Annotated in this window: 18 protein-coding genes; 4 read left to right on the top strand and 14 right to left on the bottom strand. The window is 62.0% G+C overall.

Features of this window, described 5'->3' with window-relative positions; translation table 11 throughout:
* Nucleotides 1-74 precede the first annotated feature (74 nt).
* Entirely contained in the window at nucleotides 75-785 is a 711-nt protein-coding gene (locus ACO77H_RS05450; RefSeq protein WP_169955695.1) for a tellurite resistance TerB family protein, read from the bottom strand.
* 999 nt (nucleotides 786-1,784) lie between these two features.
* Here ACO77H_RS05450 and ACO77H_RS05445 point away from each other — a divergent pair.
* The gene (locus ACO77H_RS05445; RefSeq protein ID WP_432755125.1) at nucleotides 1,785-3,410 is read left to right on the top strand and encodes a glucan biosynthesis protein D; all 1,626 of its coding nucleotides are present in this window, start codon (nucleotides 1,785-1,787) and stop codon (nucleotides 3,408-3,410) included.
* A gap of 46 nt (nucleotides 3,411-3,456) precedes the next feature.
* On the opposite strand, the gene ACO77H_RS05440 is transcribed toward ACO77H_RS05445, so the two are convergent.
* The 5 genes from ACO77H_RS05440 to ACO77H_RS05420 form a co-directional block, all read right to left on the bottom strand.
* Nucleotides 3,457-3,642 carry a hypothetical protein gene (locus tag ACO77H_RS05440; RefSeq protein WP_170058315.1) on the bottom strand — a complete coding sequence of 62 codons (186 nt, stop codon included), beginning with the start codon at nucleotides 3,640-3,642 and terminating at the stop codon, nucleotides 3,457-3,459.
* Between the two features lie 246 nt (nucleotides 3,643-3,888).
* Complete coding sequence (locus ACO77H_RS05435) at nucleotides 3,889-4,422, bottom strand: GNAT family N-acetyltransferase (RefSeq protein ID WP_432755124.1); 534 nt, start codon at nucleotides 4,420-4,422, stop codon at nucleotides 3,889-3,891.
* A gap of 105 nt (nucleotides 4,423-4,527) precedes the next feature.
* Complete coding sequence (locus tag ACO77H_RS05430; RefSeq protein ID WP_169955691.1) at nucleotides 4,528-5,634, bottom strand: NADH:flavin oxidoreductase/NADH oxidase; 1,107 nt, start codon at nucleotides 5,632-5,634, stop codon at nucleotides 4,528-4,530.
* Nucleotides 5,635-5,804: 170 nt separating this feature from the next.
* Entirely contained in the window at nucleotides 5,805-7,514 is a 1,710-nt protein-coding gene (gene recJ / locus ACO77H_RS05425; RefSeq protein WP_432755123.1) for a single-stranded-DNA-specific exonuclease RecJ, read from the bottom strand.
* A 190-nt stretch (nucleotides 7,515-7,704) separates the two neighbouring features.
* A complete protein-coding gene (locus tag ACO77H_RS05420; RefSeq protein WP_057438005.1) occupies nucleotides 7,705-8,247 on the bottom strand; it encodes a YaeQ family protein in 543 nt (180 codons plus the stop codon).
* A 147-nt stretch (nucleotides 8,248-8,394) separates the two neighbouring features.
* On the opposite strand from ACO77H_RS05420, the gene ACO77H_RS05415 reads away from it, so the two are divergent.
* Both ACO77H_RS05415 and ACO77H_RS05410 read left to right on the top strand, forming a co-directional pair.
* Complete coding sequence (locus tag ACO77H_RS05415) at nucleotides 8,395-9,594, top strand: CaiB/BaiF CoA transferase family protein (protein ID WP_169955689.1); 1,200 nt, start codon at nucleotides 8,395-8,397, stop codon at nucleotides 9,592-9,594.
* A 25-nt stretch (nucleotides 9,595-9,619) separates the two neighbouring features.
* Nucleotides 9,620-10,504, top strand: coding sequence for a TIGR02285 family protein (locus tag ACO77H_RS05410; RefSeq protein ID WP_432755122.1), 885 nt, complete (start codon nucleotides 9,620-9,622; stop codon nucleotides 10,502-10,504).
* 170 nt (nucleotides 10,505-10,674) lie between these two features.
* Here the strand turns inward: ACO77H_RS05410 and ACO77H_RS05405 are convergent, their stop codons facing one another.
* On the bottom strand, nucleotides 10,675-10,959 hold the full coding sequence (locus ACO77H_RS05405; protein WP_169955687.1) for a DUF3509 domain-containing protein: 285 nt from the start codon (nucleotides 10,957-10,959) through the stop codon (nucleotides 10,675-10,677).
* Between the two features lie 193 nt (nucleotides 10,960-11,152).
* On the opposite strand from ACO77H_RS05405, the gene ACO77H_RS05400 reads away from it, so the two are divergent.
* On the top strand, nucleotides 11,153-11,815 hold the full coding sequence (locus ACO77H_RS05400) for a response regulator (protein WP_169955686.1): 663 nt from the start codon (nucleotides 11,153-11,155) through the stop codon (nucleotides 11,813-11,815).
* A 27-nt stretch (nucleotides 11,816-11,842) separates the two neighbouring features.
* On the opposite strand, the gene ACO77H_RS05395 is transcribed toward ACO77H_RS05400, so the two are convergent.
* The 7 genes from ACO77H_RS05395 to ACO77H_RS05365 all read right to left on the bottom strand — a co-directional run bounded on the left by ACO77H_RS05395 (nucleotide 11,843) and on the right by ACO77H_RS05365 (nucleotide 22,209).
* Complete coding sequence (locus ACO77H_RS05395; RefSeq protein WP_172314939.1) at nucleotides 11,843-13,072, bottom strand: EAL domain-containing response regulator; 1,230 nt, start codon at nucleotides 13,070-13,072, stop codon at nucleotides 11,843-11,845.
* Between the two features lie 72 nt (nucleotides 13,073-13,144).
* Complete coding sequence (locus tag ACO77H_RS05390; RefSeq protein ID WP_172314945.1) at nucleotides 13,145-16,687, bottom strand: transporter substrate-binding domain-containing protein; 3,543 nt, start codon at nucleotides 16,685-16,687, stop codon at nucleotides 13,145-13,147.
* 292 nt (nucleotides 16,688-16,979) lie between these two features.
* The gene (thrC, locus tag ACO77H_RS05385) at nucleotides 16,980-18,389 is read right to left on the bottom strand and encodes a threonine synthase (protein WP_170058311.1); all 1,410 of its coding nucleotides are present in this window, start codon (nucleotides 18,387-18,389) and stop codon (nucleotides 16,980-16,982) included.
* A gap of 66 nt (nucleotides 18,390-18,455) precedes the next feature.
* Nucleotides 18,456-19,760, bottom strand: coding sequence for a homoserine dehydrogenase (locus ACO77H_RS05380; protein WP_029296281.1), 1,305 nt, complete (start codon nucleotides 19,758-19,760; stop codon nucleotides 18,456-18,458).
* Between the two features lie 127 nt (nucleotides 19,761-19,887).
* The gene (dsbC, locus tag ACO77H_RS05375) at nucleotides 19,888-20,619 is read right to left on the bottom strand and encodes a bifunctional protein-disulfide isomerase/oxidoreductase DsbC (protein ID WP_170058310.1); all 732 of its coding nucleotides are present in this window, start codon (nucleotides 20,617-20,619) and stop codon (nucleotides 19,888-19,890) included.
* Between the two features lie 141 nt (nucleotides 20,620-20,760).
* Nucleotides 20,761-21,657 carry a site-specific tyrosine recombinase XerD gene (gene xerD, locus ACO77H_RS05370; RefSeq protein ID WP_432755121.1) on the bottom strand — a complete coding sequence of 299 codons (897 nt, stop codon included), beginning with the start codon at nucleotides 21,655-21,657 and terminating at the stop codon, nucleotides 20,761-20,763.
* A 138-nt stretch (nucleotides 21,658-21,795) separates the two neighbouring features.
* Nucleotides 21,796-22,209, bottom strand: a complete 414-nt coding sequence (locus tag ACO77H_RS05365) for an acyl-CoA thioesterase (protein WP_057437995.1) — start codon at nucleotides 22,207-22,209, stop codon at nucleotides 21,796-21,798.
* Between the last annotated feature and the right edge of the window lie 52 nt (nucleotides 22,210-22,261).

Raw genomic sequence — 22,261 nt, 5'->3', positions numbered from 1 at the left:
GGGCCAAGTCTCAAGGAATACAAAAACACCCCGCAACCTGGATGGCGGCGGGGTGTTTTTCTGTACCGGGCGGGTCAGAGCGTGGCTTGGCGCACCTGTTTTTCCAGCTCGGTCTTCAGGCCCGGCTCCAGCTTGAGCTGGCGGGCCAGTTCGTCGAGGTAGGACTTCTCCATGAAGTTTTCCTCGTCCACCAGCATGACGCTGGCGATGTACATTTCGGCGGCCATTTCCGGGGTGCTGGCGGCGCGCGCTACATCGCTGGGGTCCAGGGGTTTGTTGAGCTCGGCATGCAGCCAGTGTTGCAGCTCCTGGTCGTTGTCCAGCTTGACGAACTCGCCTTCGATCAAGGCGCGCTCGCGCTCATCGACATGGCCATCGGCCTTGGCGGCGGCTACCAACGCCTTGAGAATGGCCTGGCTATGCAGTTCGACCTGGGCCGGTGGCAGGCGGTCGAGGGTCTGCGGCTCGCCTTTGGGCGCACCGGCCTGTTGTGCCTGCCAGTTGCCGTAGGCCTTGTAGGCGATCACGCCGAGCGCTGCGAGGCCGCCATAAGTGAGGGCTTTACCGCCAAAGTTGCGGGCTTTTTTGTTGCCCAGCAGCAGGCCCATGGCCCCGGCCGCCAACGCCCCACCACCTGCGCCACCGAGCAGGCTGCCGAGCCCGCCACCGCCGAGCAGGCCGCCCAGGGCGCCTTTGTCATCACCTTTACGTTGACCGCCAGCCTTGTTTTGCAACATGTCCTGGCCGGACTTGAGCAACTGATCAAGCAATCCACGGGTATTCATTCATAGCCTCCAGAGACTTGGGTTCATAGGTTTAATAGGCCGTCAGCGTAAAACTAAGTGCCAATATTCCTGGATATAGAGTGCTTCCAGATGTAACTCAACTGCGATGGTTTTGGGTCGGTGTGTATATCCATTGCTGCGGTCTGGGCCGCTATTGGTTCCGCTCTTACAGCGGGTCACTTTTGGAAAAGAGCCCCAAAAGTAACCAAAAGGGCTCCTGCCCCACCACTCGGCACCTCGCCCAGGCTCGGTGTGCCCGTCATCCGACATTGATTTGGGGGGCCGCCTCAGATCTAAAGCAAAGCGAGGCGGCCTGACAGCCGACCTGGTTATCGAAGCGTGCGCGTACCCCTGTAGGGGCGGGCTTGCCCGCGATGACGGCAGGTCTGCCAACAGATTCATCGACTGATACACCGCCATCGCGGGCAAGCCCGCTCCTACAGGGGAATGCAGCTTCGCGCTCTATCTCTGCTGTTGCTGTTGCTCTGTTTTTGATCTGGCTTTTGATCTCAGGCGCCCCGTTAAACCACGATGGCCGCAGGCAGGTATTGCGCAGTGGGCACCCCGGCATGGATGCCGGGGTAGCCGCGACACGGCCAGGGATGGCCGATCGCGGCGGGCCCACGGAGCAATGCCTGACTGCGGGCATGCCGAGCCTAGGCGAGGCACCGAGTGGTGGGGCAAAAGCGCTTTGGTTACTTTCGCGCTTTTCGAAAGTGACCCGCTGTAAGAGCGGAACCAATAGCGGCCGTGACCGCAGCAATGGATATACACACCGACCTAAAGCCATCCCCAGCAACCTCCCCTGCTGACACGTCTTGTTTCATATGCAACGCCATCATCCCGCTATCAATCAATTTTCCTTCCCTACCGAACCCCTTAAGCTATCTGGCATCTGTTTAATGTCCGTTGCGTTTGGCCGAAGGCATGTCCGAACCGTTATTTCTGATCCAGCACGCGCCAGGAACGGCACGGGATTGCTCACCACAGGTTGTATTTATGCACCGCAGGAATTTGCTCAAAGCGTCCATGGCCATCGCGGCCTACACCGGGCTGTCGGCCAGTGGCCTGCTGGCCGCCCAGGCCTGGGCCGGGAATCGTGCAGCCGATGGCGACGCCAAGGCGTTCGACTTCGACTGGCTCAAGCTGCAAGCCAAGCAACTGGCCGGCAAACAGTATCAGGACACCCGCCAGGTGCTGCCGCCGACCCTGGCGACCATGACCCCGCAGAATTTCAATGCCATCGGCTACGACGGCAATCATTCGCTGTGGAAAGATCTCAAAGGCCAGTTGGACGTGCAGTTTTTCCATGTCGGCATGGGCTTCAAGACCCCGGTGCGCATGCACAGTGTCGACCCCAAGACCCGCCAGGCGCGGGAGGTGCATTTCCGTCCGTCGCTGTTCAACTATGAAAAAACCACGGTCGATACCAAGCAGCTCAAGGGCGACCTGGGTTTTTCCGGCTTCAAGCTGTTCAAGGCCCCGGAACTGGACCGCCACGACGTGGTGTCTTTCCTCGGCGCCAGCTATTTCCGCGCGGTGGATAACACAGGCCAGTACGGCCTTTCGGCACGCGGCCTGGCCATCGACACCTACGCCGACAAACGCGAAGAATTCCCCGATTTCACCCAGTTCTGGTTCGAGACGCCGGACAAGGACAGCACCCGTTTCGTGATCTACGCCCTGCTCGACTCGCCGAGCGCCACCGGTGCCTATCGCTTCGATATCGACTGCCAGGCCACCCAGGTGGTGATGGCCATCGACGCCCATATCAACGCACGCACCGCGATCCAGCAGATGGGCATCGCGCCGATGACCAGCATGTTCAGTTGCGGCACCCATGAGCGGCGCATGTGCGACACCATCCACCCGCAGATCCACGACTCCGATCGCCTGGCGATGTGGCGCGGCAACGGCGAGTGGATCTGCCGCCCGCTGAACAACCCGGCCACCCTGCAATTCAATGCCTTCGCCGATAAAGACCCGAAAGGTTTCGGCCTGGTGCAGACCGACCATGAGTTCGCCAGTTACCAGGACACCGTCGACTGGTACAGCAAGCGCCCAAGCCTGTGGGTGGAACCGACCACCGCGTGGGGCGAAGGCTCCGTCGACCTGTTGGAGATTCCTACCACCGGCGAGACCATGGATAACATCGTCGCCTTCTGGACCCCGAAAAAACCGGTGGCCGCCGGCGACTCCCTGAACTTTGGCTACAAGCTCTATTGGAGCGCCCTACCCCCGGTCAGCACGCCGCTGGCGCAAGTCAACGCGACCCGTTCCGGCATGGGCGGCTTCACCGAAGGCTGGGCACCGGGTGAGCATTACCCGCCGGTCTGGGCTCGTCGTTTTGCCGTGGACTTCAAGGGCGGCGGCCTCGATCGCCTGCCCGCTGGCACCGGGATCGAGCCGGTGGTCACCTGCTCCCATGGCGAAGTAAAAGACTTCAGCGTGCTGGTGCTGGATGACATCAAGGGCTACCGCATCCTCTTCGACTGGTACCCGACCAGCGACAGCGTGGAGCCGGTGGAGATGCGTCTGTTCATTCGCACCAATGACCGTACCTTGAGTGAAACCTGGTTGTACCAGTACTTCCCACCCGCACCGGACAAGCGCAAGTACAGCTGATGCCAGGCGTTCCCACGCTCATGGCGTGGGAACGCCCCCTGCCGGTTCAAAAGCGCGAAATACTCTTCATCGCGCCAATCAGATAACGCATCGCAACCTGATCGTTTTCCGTCAAGGCCCGGTACTGCTCCAGCAGTTGCGTCTCGTCCGAGCTCAGCCGGCGGCCATGCAATGACAGCTTGCGCCTGAAAAAAAGCGTCAGAACCCCTGCTACACCAATGCACTTGGTCATGGAATGTTTCTCCGTGTAGTAAACAACAACTCCTGATGCCCATAACCCTGCCCGCGAAGTGCAATGCCTCAGCGAGCAAACAGACTGACTTCCTGGGCCAGAAGCCGCCTTACTTCAAGCGTAGAAACTATCCTGGCGCGTGTGAGATTTTTTTAGAGTATTCACTTAAATAATTGCCTTGAGGCAAAAGACCTTCAGAAAATCCTCACGCACCGACCGCCGTGTACGCGCCTGATGCCGGACAGGTCAGGGCAGCGGGCGATACAAGTGGATGTCATTGGGTTCCCGGTGGTACAGCTCGCTGTCGGGCTGCTTGAGCAAACGACAGCCGTGATGCAGATAAAAATCCACGGTGTTGCGCGACTCGGTGGCCGAGATATACAGCGCCTGCGCACCCAGCGTTACCCCGTGCGCGCAGGCCAGCGCCAGCAAGCGCCCGCCCAGCCCATGCCCTCGGCCACTGTGGCTGACATGCAGGAACTTGAGCTGATGCATACGCAGGCCCTGGTTATGGATCACCCGGTTATCCACCACCGCTGCCGCCAGCAGCGTCGGGCCAGCAAACACCCCATGCAACCACCCGCCGCGCAGCCAGCAGCCATGCAGCTCCAGGGCATCCTGCTCGGCTTCGCCTTCGGGCCAGCCGCGCATGTCGTGGTGAGCGGCGTAGAGCACCAACTCGCCGTGTTCCAGGCGATAGCACTCATCAATCAGCTCAGTACGGTCAATCAACGCCAGCAGGGGAATGTCGCTTTCATTCAAATCACGTTCCACCAGCATCTTGGCCTCCAGCGTCCAGGACGCTCAGGATCGCTACTCCCCCGGCGACAGGCAAGAAAAAACCCACCGTGATCAGCGGTGGGTCTGGGTGATGAATGTAAAAAATCAGTCGCGCAAGTCAGACTCATGGATCGGCTGGTCGCGGTGGGTAGCCCGCTGGTATTGCGCCGGCCAGATCGCCTTACGCCCGCCCAGGTCGTCATCGGCGTGCAATGGCCAGTACGGGTCACGCAGCAGTTCGCGGGCAAGGAAGATGATGTCGGCCTGGCAGGTGCGCAGAATATGCTCGGCCTGGGCCGGCTCGGTAATCATGCCAACCGTGCCCGTGGCCATGCCGGACTCCTTGCGCACACGCTCGGCAAAGCGCGTTTGATAACCGGGGCCGATAGGGATTTCGGCATTGGCGGCAGTGCCACCGGAGGACACGTCGATCAGGTCCACACCCAAGTCTTTGAGGCGGCGTGCCAGCTCCACGGTTTCGTCGGGGTTCCAGCCGTCCTCCACCCAGTCGGTGGCCGAGACGCGTACAAACAGCGGCAGCTCTTGCGGCCACACATCGCGCACTGCCTGGGTGACTTGCAACACCAGGCGGATACGGTTTTCAAAGGATCCGCCGTATTGATCCTGGCGCTGATTGCTCAAGGGCGAGAGAAATTGATGCAGCAGATAACCATGGGCGGCATGGATTTCCACCACTTGGAAGCCGGCGGTCAGGGCACGCTTGGCGGCGGCCACGAAGTCGGCGATCACTTGCTGGATTTGCCCTTCGTCCAACTGCCGGGGCGCGGTGTGCTGCGGGTCGAAGGCGATGGGCGACGGACCTACCGGCACCCAGCCACCGTCTGCGGGCTTGACGCTGCCGTGCTTGCCGATCCATGGCCGATGGGTACTGGCCTTGCGCCCGGCGTGGGCCAGTTGGATCCCCGCCACCGCGCCCTGGGCGCGGATAAAGCGGGTGATACGCTGCAGCGGCTCAATCTGGGCATCGTTCCACAGGCCCAGGTCCTGGGCGGTGATGCGGCCATCGGCAGTGACGGCGGTGGCTTCGCTGAAAATCAGCCCGGCGCCGCCAACGGCACGGCTGCCCAAGTGCACCAGGTGCCAGTCATTGGCCAGGCCATCGACGGCGGAGTACTGGCACATCGGCGACACGGCAATGCGGTTGAGCAGGGTCAACTGGCGCAGGGTATAGGGTTCAAGCAACAGACTCATGGGGCACCTCTTCTCGTATCCGGTGGGCATTGGCTCCAGGGTTCTGTCTGACCGGTGCGGGTGACGAAAAGATGAAAGGCCCGTCCCCTTCGGGCTAAAAAACAGACAAGGTCACAAGACCAATCACACAGTGCTTAGAGACTAGTCGACAACCGGGGATTGCACAGGGTTCAGCGTGGTTCGATGTGGGCAATCATCAGCTGCACGGTTTCCTGGCCACGGAATTCATTGACGTCCAGCTTGTAGGCCAGCTCCACCCAGCGAATGGTCGGGTTCGGCCACACTTCGCGGTCGATGCCAAAGGCAATGCCATCGAGCTTTACCGCGCCACACTCACTCTTGAGCACCACCTTGAGGTGACGCTCGCCCACCACCCGTTGCTCCACCAGTTGAAACACCCCGTGAAACAGCGGCTCGGGAAAATGCTGGCCCCAGGGCCCGGCGTTGCGCAGGGCGCGGGCCAGTTCCAGGTGGAACTCTTCCACCGCCAAGGTGCCATCGGACAGCAAGCGCCCGGTGAGGTCTTCTTCACGCAGTTGTCGGCGCACTTCGGCGTCGAAGGCGTCGGCGAACAACGGGAAGTTGGCTTCAGGCAAGGTCAGGCCCGCCGCCATGGCGTGGCCGCCGTATTTGGCGATCAGGTTCGGGTGCTGGCTGGCCACCACCGCCAGGGCATCACGGATATGAAAGCCCGGCACCGAGCGCCCGGAGCCCTTGAGCAGGCCATCACCGGCGTCGGCAAAGGCGATGGTGGGGCGGAAATAGCGCTCTTTCATACGCGACGCGAGGATCCCGATCACACCCTGGTGCCACTCCGGGTCGAACAGGCACAGGCCAAACGGCATCGAGTCCAGCGGCAAGTCCTTGAGCTGGGCCAGGGCTTCGCGCTGCATGCCCTGCTCGATGGCCTTACGGTCCTGGTTCATGCCATCCAGTTGCGCGGCCATTTCCCGGGCCTGGGCGAAGTCGCTGGTGAGCAGGCATTCGATGCCCAGGCTCATGTCATCCAGGCGCCCGGCCGCATTGAGCCGTGGACCGAGGATAAAGCCCAGGTCGGTGGAGGTGATGCGCGTGTGGTCGCGCTTGGCCACTTCCAGGATCGCCTTGATGCCTGGCCGCGCACGCCCGGCGCGAATCCGCTCCAGGCCCTGGTAGACCAGGATGCGGTTGTTGGCATCCAGCGGCACCACGTCGGCCACGCTGCCCAGGGCCACCAGGTCGAGCAGCTCGCCGATATTGGGCTGCGGCTGCTTGTCGTACCAGCCCAGGCTGCGCAGGCGCGCACGCAAGGCCATCAGCACATAGAAGATCACCCCGACGCCCGCCAGGGCCTTGCTGGGGAACCCGCAACCGGGCTGGTTCGGGTTGACGATGGCATCGGCCGCCGGCAGTTCATCACCGGGCAAGTGGTGGTCGGTGACCAGCACCTTGAGCCCTGCCGCCTTCGCCGCCGCCACGCCTTCGACACTGGAGATGCCGTTGTCCACGGTGATCAGCAACTGTGGCTCGCGCTGCAAGGCCACGGCGACGATTTCCGGAGTCAGGCCGTAGCCGTATTCGAAGCGGTTGGGCACCAGGTAATCCACATGCGCCGCCCCGAGCAAGCGCAGGCCCAGGGTGCCCACGGTGCTGGCGGTGGCGCCATCGGCGTCGAAGTCACCGACGATCAGGATGCGCTGGCGCTGCTCCAGGGCCGTCACCAGCAATTCCACGGCGGCATCGATCCCTTTGAGCTGCTGATAGGGAATCAGCCGCGCCAGGCTTTTATCCAGCTCATCCTGCGAAGTCACGCCACGGGCGGCGTAGAGACGGGTCAGCAACGGTGGCAATTCACCAAGGAACGGCAGGACGGCGGGCAATGGGCGGGGATCGATGCGCATGGGGTGATGGGGGCTTCTGTGCAATACAACGGTTAAAAAACACTACCAGGAACGACGAACATCAAATGTGGGAGCGGGCTTGTGTGGGAGCGGGCTTGCTCGCGAAAGCAGTGGGTCAGTCAACATCAATGCTTGCTGGGCCGACGTCTTCGCGGCGATGCGGCGATCCGACAAGCCCGCTCCCACAGGGTCAGCCGCGTTCGCCAACCAGCCACTGCAGCTGCACTTCGTGCTGGCCGCGGTCGTCGGTGACGAAGATCGTGCCTTCGCTGATCATCACATCCCACTTGATCACCCGTGGCATGTCCTTGGCCAGGGTTTCCAGGATTTCCTGGGGCACCGCGGCGATATGCACGTTTTTCAGGTTGTTGGCCACCGGCACCACTTTGCCTTCCCACACCCGCAGGCTGCCGTAGGCCAGCAGGCTGGTCCGTTCGGTGCGGCGTGAGCACCAGGTCAGGCGGTCGGCATCGGGCTGGCCGACTTCGATCCAGTGCAAAACCCGATCATCCAGGCTTTTTTCCCACAGGGCTGGCTCGTCCACATCTGACAGTCCGCGACCAAACGACAACTGCTCGTTGTACCAAAGGGCGTAGGCCAGCAAACGCACGGTCATGCGTTCTTCGGTTTCCGAGGGGTGACGGGCGATGGTTTGCTTGACGCTCTCGTACACCGAACGATCGAGGTCGGTCAGGTTGAGTTCAAACTTGTAGGTCGTGGACGGCTGGGCCATGAACGGACTTCTAGAGACAGGGAAAGGCGGCCAGTCTAACCGATGGCGGGCTCATTCAACGAATCCTGCGCTGCATCATCCTTATCCCTGCACCGCTCGCCTATGTTAAAAGGCAATACAAACCTTCCTGCGCTAGTAAGGATCCTCATGTCGTTTACCGCCAAACCGCTTGCCGGCCTGAAAGTCATCGAACTGGGCACCCTGATTGCCGGCCCGTTCGCCTCGCGCATCTGCGCCGAGTTCGGCGCCCAGGTGATCAAGGTCGAATCCCCCGACGGCGGCGACCCGCTGCGCAAATGGCGCAAGCTGTATGAAGGCACGTCGCTGTGGTGGTTTGTCCAGGCGCGCAATAAACAGTCCCTGACCCTGAACCTCAAGCACCCCGATGGCCTGGCGATCCTCAAGCAATTGCTGGCAGACGCCGACATCCTGATCGAGAATTTTCGCCCTGGCGTCCTGGAAAAACTTGGCCTGGACTGGGACACCCTGCACGCCCTCAACCCCAAGCTGGTGATGGTCCGGCTCTCGGGCTTTGGCCAGACCGGGCCGATGAAGGATCAACCGGGCTTCGGCGCGGTCGGTGAATCCATGGGGGGCCTGCGCTACATCACCGGTTTCGAGGACCGCCCGCCGGTGCGCACGGGGATCTCTATCGGCGACTCCATCGCGGCGCTGTGGGCGGTGATCGGCGCACTGATGGCCCTGCGCCATCGCGAGGTCAACGGTGGCCTCGGCCAGGTAGTGGATGTGGCGCTGTATGAAGCGATCTTCGCGATGATGGAAAGCATGATCCCCGAGTTCGATGTGTTCGGGTTTATTCGCGAGCGTACCGGCAACATCATGCCGGGCATCACCCCGTCGTCGATCCATACCACCGCCGATGGCAAGCATGTGCAGATTGGCGCCAATGGCGATGCAATCTTCAAGCGCTTCATGCTGACCATTGGCCGGGAGGACCTGGCCAATGACCCGCAACTGGCCAGCAACGATGGCCGCGATACCCGGCGCGACGAGTTGTACGGCGTGATCGACCGCTGGGTCAACAGCTTGCCACTGGAACAGGTGGTGGAGCAGTTGAACCTGGCCCAAGTGCCTGCCAGCCGGATCTATAGCGCCGAAGATATGCTGGGCGACCCGCAATTCCTGGCCCGGGAAATGTTCCTCAAGGCCCAGTTGCCCGACGGCAAGGATTTCAAGATGCCCGGCATCGTACCCAAGCTTTCCGACACCCCAGGCAGTTGCGAGTGGGTCGGGCCGCAGTTGGGCGAGCACAATGCCGTGATCCTGCAAACTCTGGGCTACGACAGCAGCGCCGTGGCCCGCTTGCGCAAGGATGGCGCGATCTGATGCCGCTCGGAGCATGCGCAAGATAATGGCCGGCCGTTTCATCATGGCGCTGCGGCGCCTATGGCTCATCGCCCCGCTGCTTGGGATGTGGCCGCTATCCGGCCAGGCACAGGACACCTTGACCTGGCTGGTGCGCGACCTGCCGCCGATGACCATTTTCGATGGTCCGCAAAAGGGCCAGGGCAGCGTCGATAAACTGCTACCGTTGTTGATCGAGCGCCTGCCGCAGTATCGCCACCAGATCCTGCACGTTAACCGCGCCCGTGGCATGCAAATGCTCAATGCGCCCTCCTTCACCTGCGATCCATCGCTGGTATGGACACCCGCGCGAGCCAGGAACATTGTCTTTTCCACACCGGCGTTTGCCGTGTTGAGCAATGGCATCGCGATTCGCCGTAACCGACAGGACGCCCTGGCAAGCTATGTGGTTGAGGGCCAGTTCGACCTGGCAAGGTTTCTTGATGCGCGACAGACACGTCTTGGGATCGTCGCCGAGCGTAGCTACGGCCCCGGGATTGACGAACAGTTGATCCACGCCGACCCACTCGAACTGGCCCCACACTACGGCAACGATGCCCTGGGCAGTTTGCTGCAGATGCAGCGCCTGGGGCGGCTGGAAGCCGTGTTGGGCTACTGGACGGAAATCCGCTATCAGGCAGCGCAACAGGATATTGACCCACAAGACCTGATGTTCTATCCGATCAAGGGCACGACGCGCTATCAACGGATCCATATCGGCTGCTCGAACACCCCGCAGGGGCGCCAGGCCATTAGCCATATCAACCGCGAATTGCAGAATATTCCCCAGGCGGCGCTACTTGAGTCCTACGCCAACAGGCTGGACCCGCTGATGCGCGAGCAATACCTCAAAGACAACCCGAGGTTTTTCAGCGAAACACCGCCGCCCTGATAATTTTTTGGCAAAAAGAAACCCCGAGCAGTGGGGAGACAACTCGGGGTTAAACGTGGCCTACAAAGACCAGTACAACAAGCTACAAGCACCGGAGCACAATGCTTGATCCTGCTGTTACAAGGTCTGACTCGCCTTCCTGTAGGAAGGTTCCAAAGATAAAAATTTCTTCATGCCTGGGCGGGAGCGCGCGCCTGGGCGGCGTTGCGCAAGGCCGCGATCACCGAAGGTTCCAGGCGCCCTTCGGCGATTTTCAGGTCGCGATGCAGGCAGTCCACCACGTCCACCAGGGCTCGCTTGTCGGTCAGTTGTGCGCGATCCACTTCGCGTTCGACCATGATCGCGCCCGTCGGGCTCTTCACCGTCACCAGGCATTCGCCGTGTACACCCGAGGCAGTCAGCGTGACCTGATAAGGGCTCAGCGCTTCGCCGAGCAATAGGCTGATACTTTCCATCTCGATCACCACTCAATCATGAGAAAAATAAATAACCACTGTAGGAGCACGCTCGCTCCTACAGGTAAGTGACCTACGCCAAAAGCACAAAGTTCGCCCTTGAGCTGAGCTTATCGAGCATGCATGGCAAATATGACAGAGAGAAAACAGCCGCCGACAGGCTAGAATCCCCTGATTATTGCCGGAGTCCACCGTGAGAGACGCGTCTGAACTGCCCCTGCGCATTGTCATAGCCGACGATCATCCGATTTTCCTGATCGGTTTGCGCGCAGTGCTGGAGCGCGACGCCCAGGTGCGCATCGTCGGTGAGGCCAACTCGCCCCAGGCCCTGGCCGCCCTGCTGCAAGACCGCCCCTGCGATGTACTGGTCACCGACTTCATGATGCCCGCCGAACCCCAGGCCGACGGCCTGCGCCTGATCGAACACCTGCGCCGGCATTACCCCGACCTGCCCATAGTGGTGGTGACCATGCTCAACAATGCGGGGCTGTTTCACTCGATCCTGGAACTGGGGGTCATGGGCCTGTTAAGCAAGGCCAGCCTGGCCGACGAGTTGCCCGAAGCTATCGACCAGGTGCGCCAGCAGCGGCCCTATGTGGCGCGTACCATTGAGCAGGCGCTGGCCCTGGCCGGCGCCGTGGGGGCTGATCGCCTGCATTCGCAGGACCAGCTATCCCCCCGGGAACTGGAAGTGATCCGCCTGCTGGCGGGGGGTAAGACGGTGGGCGAGATTGCCGCGCACCTCAATCGCAGCAAGCAGACGGTCAGCACACAGAAGGTCAGTGCCATGCGCAAACTGGGGCTGATCAGTGATGCTGCGCTGTTTATCTACGTGCAGGAACATGGGCTGGCCTAGATTGTGTAGGCACCGGCAAGCCAGCGCCTACAGGGCTATCGCGGCGGACTGGGCGAGCCAGTGTTGCAGCATCTGGGCACTCATCGGATGGGCAATCAGGCAACCCTGCAGCCAGGCCGGCCCCAGCGCGCGCACGGCGTCGCGGTCGCCGGGGGTTTCGATTCCGGTCACGACCACGCCGACGCCCAGGTGCTGGGCCATGCTCATGGCCCCGGCAACCACCGCGCATTTGCGCTCGTCACCCGCCATCCCACTGGCAAACACCGGGGGAATCTTCAGCTCGGTGAACGGCAACTCCAGCAAACGCTGCAAGCTGGTTCCGCCGATGCCGAAATCACCAATCGACAACTTGCAGCCGATCATCCGCAGGCGCAGCAAACCGGTGACATGGGCGCTGTCGGTCTTCAGGCGCGAGGTTTCCACCAGCTCCAGGGTCAGGTTGCGCGCGGGTACGGCAAAGCGTTGCAGCAGGCCTTGCAGCGTAAGCGCGAAATGCTCCTGCTCCAGCAGCCGCCCGGGAATGTTGACCGATACCGGCAATTCCCGGCCTGTGTCCCGGGTCACCTGGGCGCAAAGACGCAACACCTGATCCAGCACGTACCAGGTAAAGGCCTGCTCTAGCCCCGCCAACTCCAGCAGCGGCAGAAACTCGCTGGGCATCAACTGGCCATGCTCCGGGTCTTGCCAGCGGGCCAATGCCTCCACGCCTTGCAGATCGCCGGCCTGGTTGACAATGGGCTGGTAGCAGACACTGGCGTAACGCTCGATGGCCGCCTCGCCGACCTCGGCGCAGAGTTTCTCGGTCGCGAATTCACTAACCCCCAGCATCTGGTGCACGCGCTCCCAGGACAATGCGTGCGGGCTAGGCCGCAAGCGTTGCCGGCAGGCATCGAGCATTTGCCCGATGGCCGTGGCAGAAGCCGGTTTGGGCATGCACCCCAATACGTTGAGCCCCGCCTGGCGCGCCATGCTCGCCACGCCGTCGAGCACATCGGGATCGGCATCGCTCAACAGGACCAGCACCTGGGCCTGGCTCTGCTCGGCCATTTCACGAATCAGCCCCAGTGAGTCGCCATGCTCCAGGTACAGATCGCAGATGGCGATATCCACCGGCCCCTTGCTCGCCAGCGACTGGCGGGCGACCTCGACGCTTTCGGCCGTCAGCACGTTGAACACGCCGTTGGCGTTGAGCATCTGGTGCAGGGCCATCAGCTGGAACGGGTGATCTTCGAGAATCAGGACTTTGAGTGAGCGCATGGAAAACTCTGGGGCTGCGTGCAAGATGCTGCACATTAGCCAAAACTGCGACAAGACCCCATAGGACGCGTCCTATTCTTGCCTGTTCAGATATGGCCGGATTTGCTCCTGCAACACCCGTATGGCCACGCAAACATTTTGCCAGCGCTGCGCCAACTCATCCTCACGGTACTCGCGCGCACTGCTTTCCAGGGCAATACAGGCCTTGGCCAATGGCAGCGCATCCACCAGGCAACAAATGCCCTTGAGGCGGTGCAGGCTGGCCCGCAATTGCGCCAAGTCGTGTTCGGCCATGGCGTGGCCCAACAGGTGGTGCTCGTGCTCAAGGTTATTGGCCAACTCCTGCAACATGCTTTGCAGGATCGGACCGTCGGCCTGGGTCATCTTGCGCAGGGCCTGCAAGTCGAAGGCAGGCACCGCCGTGACCCGGGCCAGCACCTGGTTCCACTGCTCCAGGGTCACCGGCTTGACCAGCAGCGCATCCATGCCCGCCCGCTGGCCGCGCTGGCCCTCGTCTTCCTGGGCATCGGCGGTGCAACCGACCAACGCACAGCGCGGGCGCTGCTCCTGGGCCTCTATCTGGCGAATGGCCTCGGCCAGGGCAAAACCGGACATGCCCGGCATATGACAATCGGTCACCAGCACATCGAACGCCTCGCTGCGCCAGCGCTGCAACGCCGCCTCGGCACTGTGCACGGCGACCACCTGGTGCCCGAGGAACTGCAACTGCTGGGCCAGCACCAGGCGGTTGGCCGACAGGTCGTCGACAATCAACACCGACAATGCCCGATCTGCCGGCAGCAAAGACGCTGCGGCCACCGGCGCGGGCAGGTCGTCACTGCCGACCCGGTCCAGGCGCAGGTCGATACACACGGTGGTGCCTTCGCCCAGGACGCTGTGCAGGGTGATTTGCCCGCCCATCAAGTCCACCAGTTGCTGGCAGATGCTCAAGCCCAAGCCGGTACCGCCATGTTCGGCTGCCGTCAGCGGGCTGCCCTGGATAAACGGCTTGAACACCCGCGCCTGCTGGTCGACGCCGATACCGGGGCCCGTGTCCTCGACGCACAGGTGCAAGTATTCATGCCCCTCGCCATCCAACTGGCAGGCGACACGCACGCGCACTTCTCCGTGCTGCGTGAACTTGAGCGCATTGCCCAAAAGGTTATGCATGACCTGGCGCAGGCGCAGCGGGTCGAACCAGTAAAAGCCTTGCGCCTGGGGATCGAAAGCCAGGGTCAGGTGTAGGCCCTTTTTCTGCGCCGTGGCTTCAAACAGCCGCTGGATGCCCTCGAAGAACCCTTTCAGGTCGGTGGTCTGTGGCGCCAGTTGCAGGTGGCCGGCCTCGATCTTCGCCAGGTCCAGGCTATCGCCCATCAAGGCAATCAACTCCCGCGCCGAACGATGGGCCACCTGCAGCGCCTCGGAGACGGGTGCGCCCGAGGCCAGGGCGCGTTCCTGCTCCAGTTCCAGCAGGCCGATAATCGCCGTCATCGGCGTGCGGATCTCATGGCTGAGGTTCGACACAAAGGCACTCTTGGCGAAGTTCGCTTCATCGGCGGCGCGCCGCGCATCCATCAACTGGGTTTCCAGGACCTTGCGCTCGTTGATGTCGACCCAACCACCAAGCAGCCCCTGCAACTGGCCCTGGGCATCATAAAACGGCACGGTCCATTGATAGACATGGGCGATGCCGCCATTGAACTCCAGCTGGCGGTCGATAAACAGCGACTGCTGCGTGGCCAGTTGCTCCATGTGCCCGGTATGCAGACGCAAGGCCGTGGCGGCGGGCAGCACTGCGCTCTGCGGCAGGGTCAGGCCGCGAATCTGGTCAAGCCGGGTCGCCAACTGTTGTTCATAGCTTTTGTTGCAGGTGACCAGGCGGCCAGCGAGGTCGCGCACAAATACCGGGTTGGGGATACCGTCGAGCAAGGCCCGCTTGAAGGCCAACTGGTCATTGAGCCGCCGCTCGGCCTCGACGCGCTGGCGGATCTGGCGCTTGAGCCGGCTGTTCCAGACCAGCGACACCAGCACAAACAGCAGCGCCGTGGCGACCGTCCAGTAGGCCCACGATGGCACACGCTGCCAAGCCGGCACCGGCACCGCCACCGCGCCCATCCAGCGCAGGCGCAGGGCACTCAACTCGGCCACCGGCAAGGCTTCCAGGGCCTTGTTCAAAATACTCAGCAGCTCGGGATGGTCCTTGCGCACCGCCAGGCTGTCACTGGACCACTTGCCATCGACGCTGCGACCGGCCCGCAATTCATCGGCCGGGTAGCTCTGCACTTCCACTTCACTCTGGATGGTCGCGGCGGCGTCTCCCCGGGCCACCAGGGCGCGGGCCTCGGTGTAGTTGGGCACCAGGCGCAGGCGGATCGTCGGATATTCGCGGCGGATATAAGCCTCCAGCACATGCCGCGCGGGCAGCGCCAAGACCCTGCCCGAGAGCTGTCGCAGGTTGATCACCGGCGGTGCATCGGCCCGCTCGACGAACACCCAGCCGGCGCCGCCAAACCCATGGCTGAAATCCAGAAAGCGCCGGCGCTCGGTGTTTTCCACCAGGGTGGTACTCATGTCCGCCGCGTGGTTTTCCAAGAGCTCAAGGGTTTGTGCGGTGGAAAACACTTCCTCGAGGACGAACTGCAAACCGGTCATGCGCGACAGGCGATTAAGCAGATCTACGTTCAGCCCGACCCAGCGGCCGTCCTTGTCCTTGAATACATACGGCGAATATTGCTGGGCCGCCACCAGCACCTGGGGATGGCGCAGCATCCAGGCCTGCTCGGCGGCGGTCAGGGGGATGCGCTCACCGTCAACGTCCACCCCCAGGCCGGTGGTCCAGCGGGCGAGGATTTCACGGCGGACCGAGTCATCGATGCTGTGCAGCGCGCGGTCCAGCATACGGCCCAACAAGGGGTCGGCCTGGCGCGTGGCGAAGGCAAAGCCAATCGGCGCCAGGCGGCTCTGCTCCTTGATCTGCATACCCAGGTAAGGCCGCAGGGACTTGTAGGCGCGCACGATCACTTCATTGCCGATAAACGCATCCACATCGCCCTGGGCCAAGGCCTCCAGGCCGCTGTAGAGGTTGGGCGCGAGCATGATATGGCTTTGCGGGTACGCCGCATGCACGTTCTTGACGTTGGCGTAACCATCAAGCAACACGACTTTCTTGCCCTTGAGGTCGTCTTGCATGGCCTCGTCAGTGCGCACCACCACCACTGAACGGTCCGGCATATAGTCCGGGGTAAAGGCCAGGCCAGGCACATCCCGCTCGTAGCCGTTGGCACTGGTGAGGATATCGATAGCCCCGCTGCGCAACGCCTCCACGGCCTGGGCCCGCTCGGCAAAACCCATCACTTGCATCGGCACGCCAAGCCGCGCGCCCACCAGGCTCAGGTAGTCGGCGCTGATGCCCTGGTAGCGATTGTGATCACGGGTGATATCGATGGGTTGGTAATCATCGATGGAGATCCCCACTTTCAAGCTGGGATGCTGCGCCAGCCATTGCTGCTCGGCGGGTGCCAGGGGCATGGGCGCCAGGGTGATAAACGCCGGCACCAGGTTGAACGGCAGGCTGACGGCGGCCAGGCTTGCAGGCAGATGACCGAGCAAGAGCATGCTCAGGAGGCACTGGCGCCATCGGGTCGTGAACCGCACCGTGGGGGTTTCCTTGTTGGTTATTGCGCACACAGCATAGCCTTACACCAAGCGACACCCCCTGTGGGAGCGGGCTTGCTCGCGATTGCGGTGGGTCAGCCAGCACATACTGCGCCTGGCACACGGCTATCGCGAGCAAGCCCGCTCCCACATTGGTGCTTCGGTGAGCGATGTACCCCAAATAAAAACGACGTTTCCCATCACGGGGTAAACGCCGTTTTTTTCAAGCAAACAACATTGAGTCAGCCAAGACTCAGAGCGGCTTACCACGATTGCCATGCTGGCTGACGAACGCCTGAATAGCCGTCAGATCATTAGGCAATACCGTGCAACGCTCTTCCCGCTCAAACAGGTCAGCCAGGTGCGGCGGCAGCTCCAAGGCCTTGCCGACGCCGGCCTTCTGCACCGCCTCAGGGAATTTCACCGGGTGGGCCGTGCCGAGGATCACCATCGGGATATCCAGGCTGCGCCGGCATTCGCGTGCGGCCTTGACGCCAATGGCGGTGTGCGGGTCCAGCAGCTCGCCGGTCTGGGCATAGACTTCAGCGATGGTCTCGCAGGTCTGGGCATCGTCCACGGCCAGGGAGTCGAACAGCTTGCGGGTCTCGGTCCAGCGCTCCTGATCGACGCTGAAACCGCCACCCTGCTTGAAGCTGTCCATCAGGCCGGCTAGGGCCGCGCCGTTACGACCGTGCATGTCGAACAGCAGGCGTTCGAAGTTCGACGAGACCATGATGTCCATCGACGGCGACAAGGTCGCGTGCAGGGTTTCCTTGACGTACTGGTTGCCGCTCATGAAGCGGTGCAGGATGTCGTTGCGGTTGGTGGCGACGATCAACTGGTTGATCGGCAGGCCCATATTGCGCGCCAGGTAGCCGGCGAAGATATCGCCGAAGTTGCCGGTCGGCACCGAGAACGACACCGAACGCGCCGGCCCGCCCAACTGCAGCGATGCGTGGAAGTAGTAGACGATCTGGGCCATGATCCGCGCCCAGTTGATCGAGTTCACCGCAACCAGGCGCGTGCCTTTAAGGAAGCTCTGGTCAGCAAAGCTGGCCTTGACCATTTCCTGGCAGTCGTCGAAGTTGCCTTCGACCGCGATGTTGTGGATGTTCTCGCCAAAGATGGTGGTCATCTGCCGGCGCTGCACGTCCGATACACGGTTGTGCGGGTGCAGGATGAAGATGTCGACGTTTTCGCAGTGCTTGCAGCCTTCGATGGCCGCCGAGCCGGTATCACCGGAGGTGGCACCGATGATCACCACGCGCTCGCCGCGTTTCTCCAGCACGTAGTCCAGCAGGCGGCCGAGCAATTGCAGGGCAAAATCCTTGAACGCCAGGGTCGGGCCGTGGAACAGCTCCAGCACCCATTCGTTGCCGTTCAACTGGCGCAGCGGGGCGATGGCGTTGTGAGAAAACACGCCGTAGGTTTCTTCGAGGATCTTCTTGAAGTCAGCATCGGGGATGCTGCCGGTGACGAACGGGCGCATGACCCGGAACGCCAACTCGTGGTATGGCAGGCCGGCCCAGGAGGCGATTTCTTCCTGGGTGAAGCGTGGCAGGTTTTCCGGCACGTACAGGCCGCCGTCAGTGGCGAGGCCTGCGAGCAGGACGTCTTCGAAATTCAGGGCCGGTGCCTGGCCGCGGGTGCTGATGTAACGCATGACTGGCTCCTCTACAACATTCTTGAACAGAGGCCGCCGAACCTGCGGGGCCTCTGCAACCTATCGTTAGTTCAGGTGTTCGACACGGATCCGTACCACCGGCCCGACCACGCCTTGCAAGGCTTCCAGGGCGGCGATGGCATCGTTCATGTGCTGTTCCAGCACCCGGTGGGTCAGTAGGATCATGGGCACCAGGCCGTCGTGTTCTTCGACTTCCTTCTGCATGATCGACTCAATATTGATGCCACGCTCCGAGAGGATGCTGGCCACCTGGGCCAACACGCCTGGATGATCCTTGGCCTGGATCCGCAGGTAGTAGGAGCTTTCGCAGGCTTCGATCGGCAGGATCGGGTGGGCCGACAGCGAATCCGGCTGGAACGCCAGGTGCGGCACGCGGTTTTCCGGGTCGCTGGTCATGGCGCGGACCACGTCCACCAGGTCGGCGATCACCGACGAAGCGGTGGGTTCCATGCCGGCGCCAGCGCCGTAGAACAGGGTCGAACCGGCCGCATCACCATTGACCATCACCGCGTTCATCACGCCATTGACGTTGGCGATCAGGCGGTCGGCCGGGATCAGGGTCGGGTGTACGCGCAATTCGATACCGGCAGCGGTGCTGCGCGCCACGCCCAGGTGCTTGATGCGGTAGCCCAGGGCTTCGGCGTAGTTCACGTCGGCGGTGGTCAGCTTGGTGATGCCTTCGGTGTAGGCCTTGTCGAACTGCAGCGGGATCCCAAAGGCGATGGACGCCAGGATGGTCAGCTTGTGCGCTGCGTCGATGCCTTCCACGTCAAACGTCGGGTCGGCTTCGGCGTAACCCAGGGCCTGGGCCTCGGCCAGCACGTCTTCGAAGGTACGGCCCTTCTCGCGCATTTCGGTAAGGATGAAGTTACCGGTGCCATTGATGATGCCGGCCACCCAGTTGATACGGTTGGCCGACAGGCCTTCGCGGATCGCCTTGATCACCGGGATACCGCCAGCGACTGCGGCTTCGAACGCCACGATCACGCCCTTCTCGCGGGCCTTGGCGAAGATTTCGTTGCCATGCACGGCAATCAGCGCCTTGTTGGCGGTAACCACGTGCTTGCCGTTTTCGATGGCCTTGAGCACCAACTCACGGGCGACGGTGTAGCCGCCGACCAGTTCGATGACGATATCGATTTCAGGGTTTGTGGCCACGTCGAAGACATCGTTGGTAATCGCAATACCGGTCGTTTGGTACTGAGGCTTTGGCGTACGCATGGCAATTTGTGCCACTTCAATCCCACGCCCTGCACGGCGGGAAATTTCCTCAGCATTACGCTGAAGTACGTTCAAGGTGCCGCCACCGACGGTCCCTAACCCACAGATGCCTACTTTGACCGGTTTCACTGAAGAACTCCCCATGAAACGGCCGACTCAAGGTCGGCCGTGAAAAACAGCCGCACAACTGCGGCTCGCTATTAATGACCCGCCGACGAGTCGGCGGGTCTGACCGTCAAAGGCTCGACGATACTGTTTATTTGGCACCCAGCGCCAGTTTGGCGATTTGTGGGGCCGGCTGGTAGCCCGGAATGACCTGGCCGTCAGCCAAGACGATGGCCGGCGTACCGTTCACGCCAATCGACTGGCCCAGGTTGAACTGCTTGGAGACCGGGTTGGCACAGGCAGCAGCCTTGATGTCCTTGCCGTCGACCATCTTGTCCATGGCGCCTTTTTTGTCAGCCGAGCACCACACCGCCTGCAACTGCTTGTCACCCGGCGAACCCAGGCCCTGGCGCGGGAACGCGACGTAGCGCACTTCGACGCCCATCTTGTTCAGCTCAGGCACTTCGGCGTGCAGCTTGTGGCAGTACGGGCAGGTGGTGTCGGTGAACACGGTGATGTGGGTCTTGGTCTCGCCAATGGCCGGGTACACCACGGTTTCGGCAACCGGGATGGCGTTGATCAACTTGGACACGCCCAGGCGCTCGGCCTTCTCGGTGAGGTTGACCGGCTTGCCGTCTTTCAATTGGAACAGGTAGCCCTGGACGATGTACTGGCCGTCGGCGCTGGCATACAGCACGCGGCTGCCCTTGAGCTTGACTTCATACAGGCCGGCCATGGGGCTGGCGCTGATGCTTTCGACCGGGGTTTCGAGTTGGAGGCTTTCCAGACTCTTACGGATTGTCTTCTCGGCGGCGTCATCGGCGACGGCAAAGGTTGAGACCAACGCAATGGCTGCGGCGGCAAAAATCTGGGTCAAGCGCATGGGAACTCCTGAAGGCAGATGCAGGGACGAAGGCCAGGACGCCGATCTGGAAACACGGCTCGGGACCGTCCCCTTTGCAAACCGGCAAAGCCTACCACAATTGGGCGTCAGGGCAGACGCCGACGGCCAAATTGGGGCCTGTCAGCCCCTCGGGTGATGTTTGGCATGCAGGTCCTGCAACCTTGCGCGCGCCACGTGGGTATAAATCTGCGTGGTCGACAGGTCGCTGTGGCCCAGCAACATCTGCACCACGCGCAAATCCGCGCCATGGTTGAGCAGATGGGTGGCAAATGCATGGCGCAGGGTATGGGGGGACAGCGACTTGCCGATCCCGGCCACCTTGGCCTGGTGCTTGATGCGATGCCAGAAGGTCTGGCGGGTCATCTGTTCGCCGCGCAGGCTGGGAAACAGCACGTCACTGGGGCGCCCGCCGAGCAACTCGCTGCGGGCATCGCGCATGTAGCGCTCGACCCACACGATCGCCTCTTCACCCATGGGTACCAGGCGCTCCTTGCTGCCCTTGCCCATCACCCGCAACACGCCCTGGCGCAGGTTGACCTGCTCCAGGGTCAGGCTGATCAGCTCGGTGACGCGCAGGCCGCAGGCATATAAGACTTCCAGCATGGCGCGGTCACGCTGGCCGATGGCTTCGCTCAGGTCGGGCGCGGCCAGCAGGACCTCGACGTCGGCTTCTGACAAGGACTTGGGCAACGGCCTGCCGAGCTGCGGCATATCGACTTGCAGGGTCGGATCGACAGCAATCAGCTTTTCCCGCAGCAAATAGCGATAAAACCCACGCACTCCCGAGAGGAATCGTGCAGTGGAGCGCGGCTTGTAGTTTTGCTCAAGACGCCAGGCCAGGTGATCGAGAATCAACTCGCGCCCGGCATGGCTCAGTTCGAGGTTTTTCTCCAGCAACCAGCCATTGAACAGGGCCAGGTCGCTGCGGTAGGACTGGCGAGTGTTGTCCGACAGGCCTTTTTCCAGCCAGAGGGCGTCGAGGAAGCGGTCGATCAGGGGGTGGTCAATGGCGGGCATGGGCGCTCGAACGGAGAAAAGAATGGGTAGATCCTATCGCAGCCGCGCTCTATGTAGGAGCCGGCTTGCCGGCGATGGCGGTCTCACGTACTGCGGTGTTGCTGCGGTCCTCATCGCCGGCAAGCCGGCTCCTACGGGTCAATCCACAAACCCAGGCAACACCGGCACCGGCCGCTTATCGTCATCAATTGCGACAAAGCTGAACACACCCTGGATCGCCTTCTCGCGGCCATCGGCACTCATGCTCTCGACAAATACTTCCACTTCCACCTTGAGACTGGTGTTGCCAACCTTGATCACGCGGCCAATCAGCTCGACGATGGAACCGGCCGGTATCGCATGATTGAAGTCGATACGATCGGTAGACACCGTCACCAGCGGCAAACGGCAAAAACGCGTGGCGGTGATGAACGACACTTCGTCCATCCAGGCCAACGCAGTGCCGCCAAACAGGGTGTTGTGGTGGTTGGTGGTCGGCGGGAATACGGCCTTGGTCACGTGGGTCACGGACAGGTCGGTGCGGCGCTGGATTTCTTCGAGGCGGGTGGTCATGAACGGGTTCCGGGCAATGGGCAAATTTCAGGCACAAAAAAGCAGCCCGTAG

This window comes from Pseudomonas sp. WMBT8 (assembly GCF_050916005.1).
Lineage (GTDB): Bacteria > Pseudomonadota > Gammaproteobacteria > Pseudomonadales > Pseudomonadaceae > Aquipseudomonas.
Note: the sequence above shows the minus strand (reverse complement) of the source record. Positions and strands in the feature narration are given on the sequence as shown.

Bases quoted from the DNA above. Each gene is read 5' to 3' on its own strand.
- ACO77H_RS05450 (WP_169955695.1), bottom strand. From the start codon at position 785: ATGAATACCCGTGGATTGCTTGATCAGTTGCTCAAGTCCGGCCAGGAC.
- ACO77H_RS05445 (WP_432755125.1), top strand. From the start codon at position 1,785: ATGCACCGCAGGAATTTGCTCAAAGCGTCCATGGCCATCGCGGCCTAC.
- ACO77H_RS05440 (WP_170058315.1), bottom strand. From the start codon at position 3,642: ATGACCAAGTGCATTGGTGTAGCAGGGGTTCTGACGCTTTTTTTCAGG.
- ACO77H_RS05435 (WP_432755124.1), bottom strand. From the start codon at position 4,422: ATGCTGGTGGAACGTGATTTGAATGAAAGCGACATTCCCCTGCTGGCG.
- ACO77H_RS05430 (WP_169955691.1), bottom strand. From the start codon at position 5,634: ATGAGTCTGTTGCTTGAACCCTATACCCTGCGCCAGTTGACCCTGCTC.
- recJ (WP_432755123.1), bottom strand. From the start codon at position 7,514: ATGCGCATCGATCCCCGCCCATTGCCCGCCGTCCTGCCGTTCCTTGGT.
- ACO77H_RS05420 (WP_057438005.1), bottom strand. From the start codon at position 8,247: ATGGCCCAGCCGTCCACGACCTACAAGTTTGAACTCAACCTGACCGAC.
- ACO77H_RS05415 (WP_169955689.1), top strand. From the start codon at position 8,395: ATGTCGTTTACCGCCAAACCGCTTGCCGGCCTGAAAGTCATCGAACTG.
- ACO77H_RS05410 (WP_432755122.1), top strand. From the start codon at position 9,620: ATGGCCGGCCGTTTCATCATGGCGCTGCGGCGCCTATGGCTCATCGCC.
- ACO77H_RS05405 (WP_169955687.1), bottom strand. From the start codon at position 10,959: ATGGAAAGTATCAGCCTATTGCTCGGCGAAGCGCTGAGCCCTTATCAG.
- ACO77H_RS05395 (WP_172314939.1), bottom strand. From the start codon at position 13,072: ATGCGCTCACTCAAAGTCCTGATTCTCGAAGATCACCCGTTCCAGCTG.
- ACO77H_RS05390 (WP_172314945.1), bottom strand. From the start codon at position 16,687: ATGCTCTTGCTCGGTCATCTGCCTGCAAGCCTGGCCGCCGTCAGCCTG.
- thrC (WP_170058311.1), bottom strand. From the start codon at position 18,389: ATGCGTTACATCAGCACCCGCGGCCAGGCACCGGCCCTGAATTTCGAA.
- dsbC (WP_170058310.1), bottom strand. From the start codon at position 20,619: ATGCGCTTGACCCAGATTTTTGCCGCCGCAGCCATTGCGTTGGTCTCA.
- xerD (WP_432755121.1), bottom strand. From the start codon at position 21,657: ATGCCCGCCATTGACCACCCCCTGATCGACCGCTTCCTCGACGCCCTC.
- ACO77H_RS05365 (WP_057437995.1), bottom strand. From the start codon at position 22,209: ATGACCACCCGCCTCGAAGAAATCCAGCGCCGCACCGACCTGTCCGTG.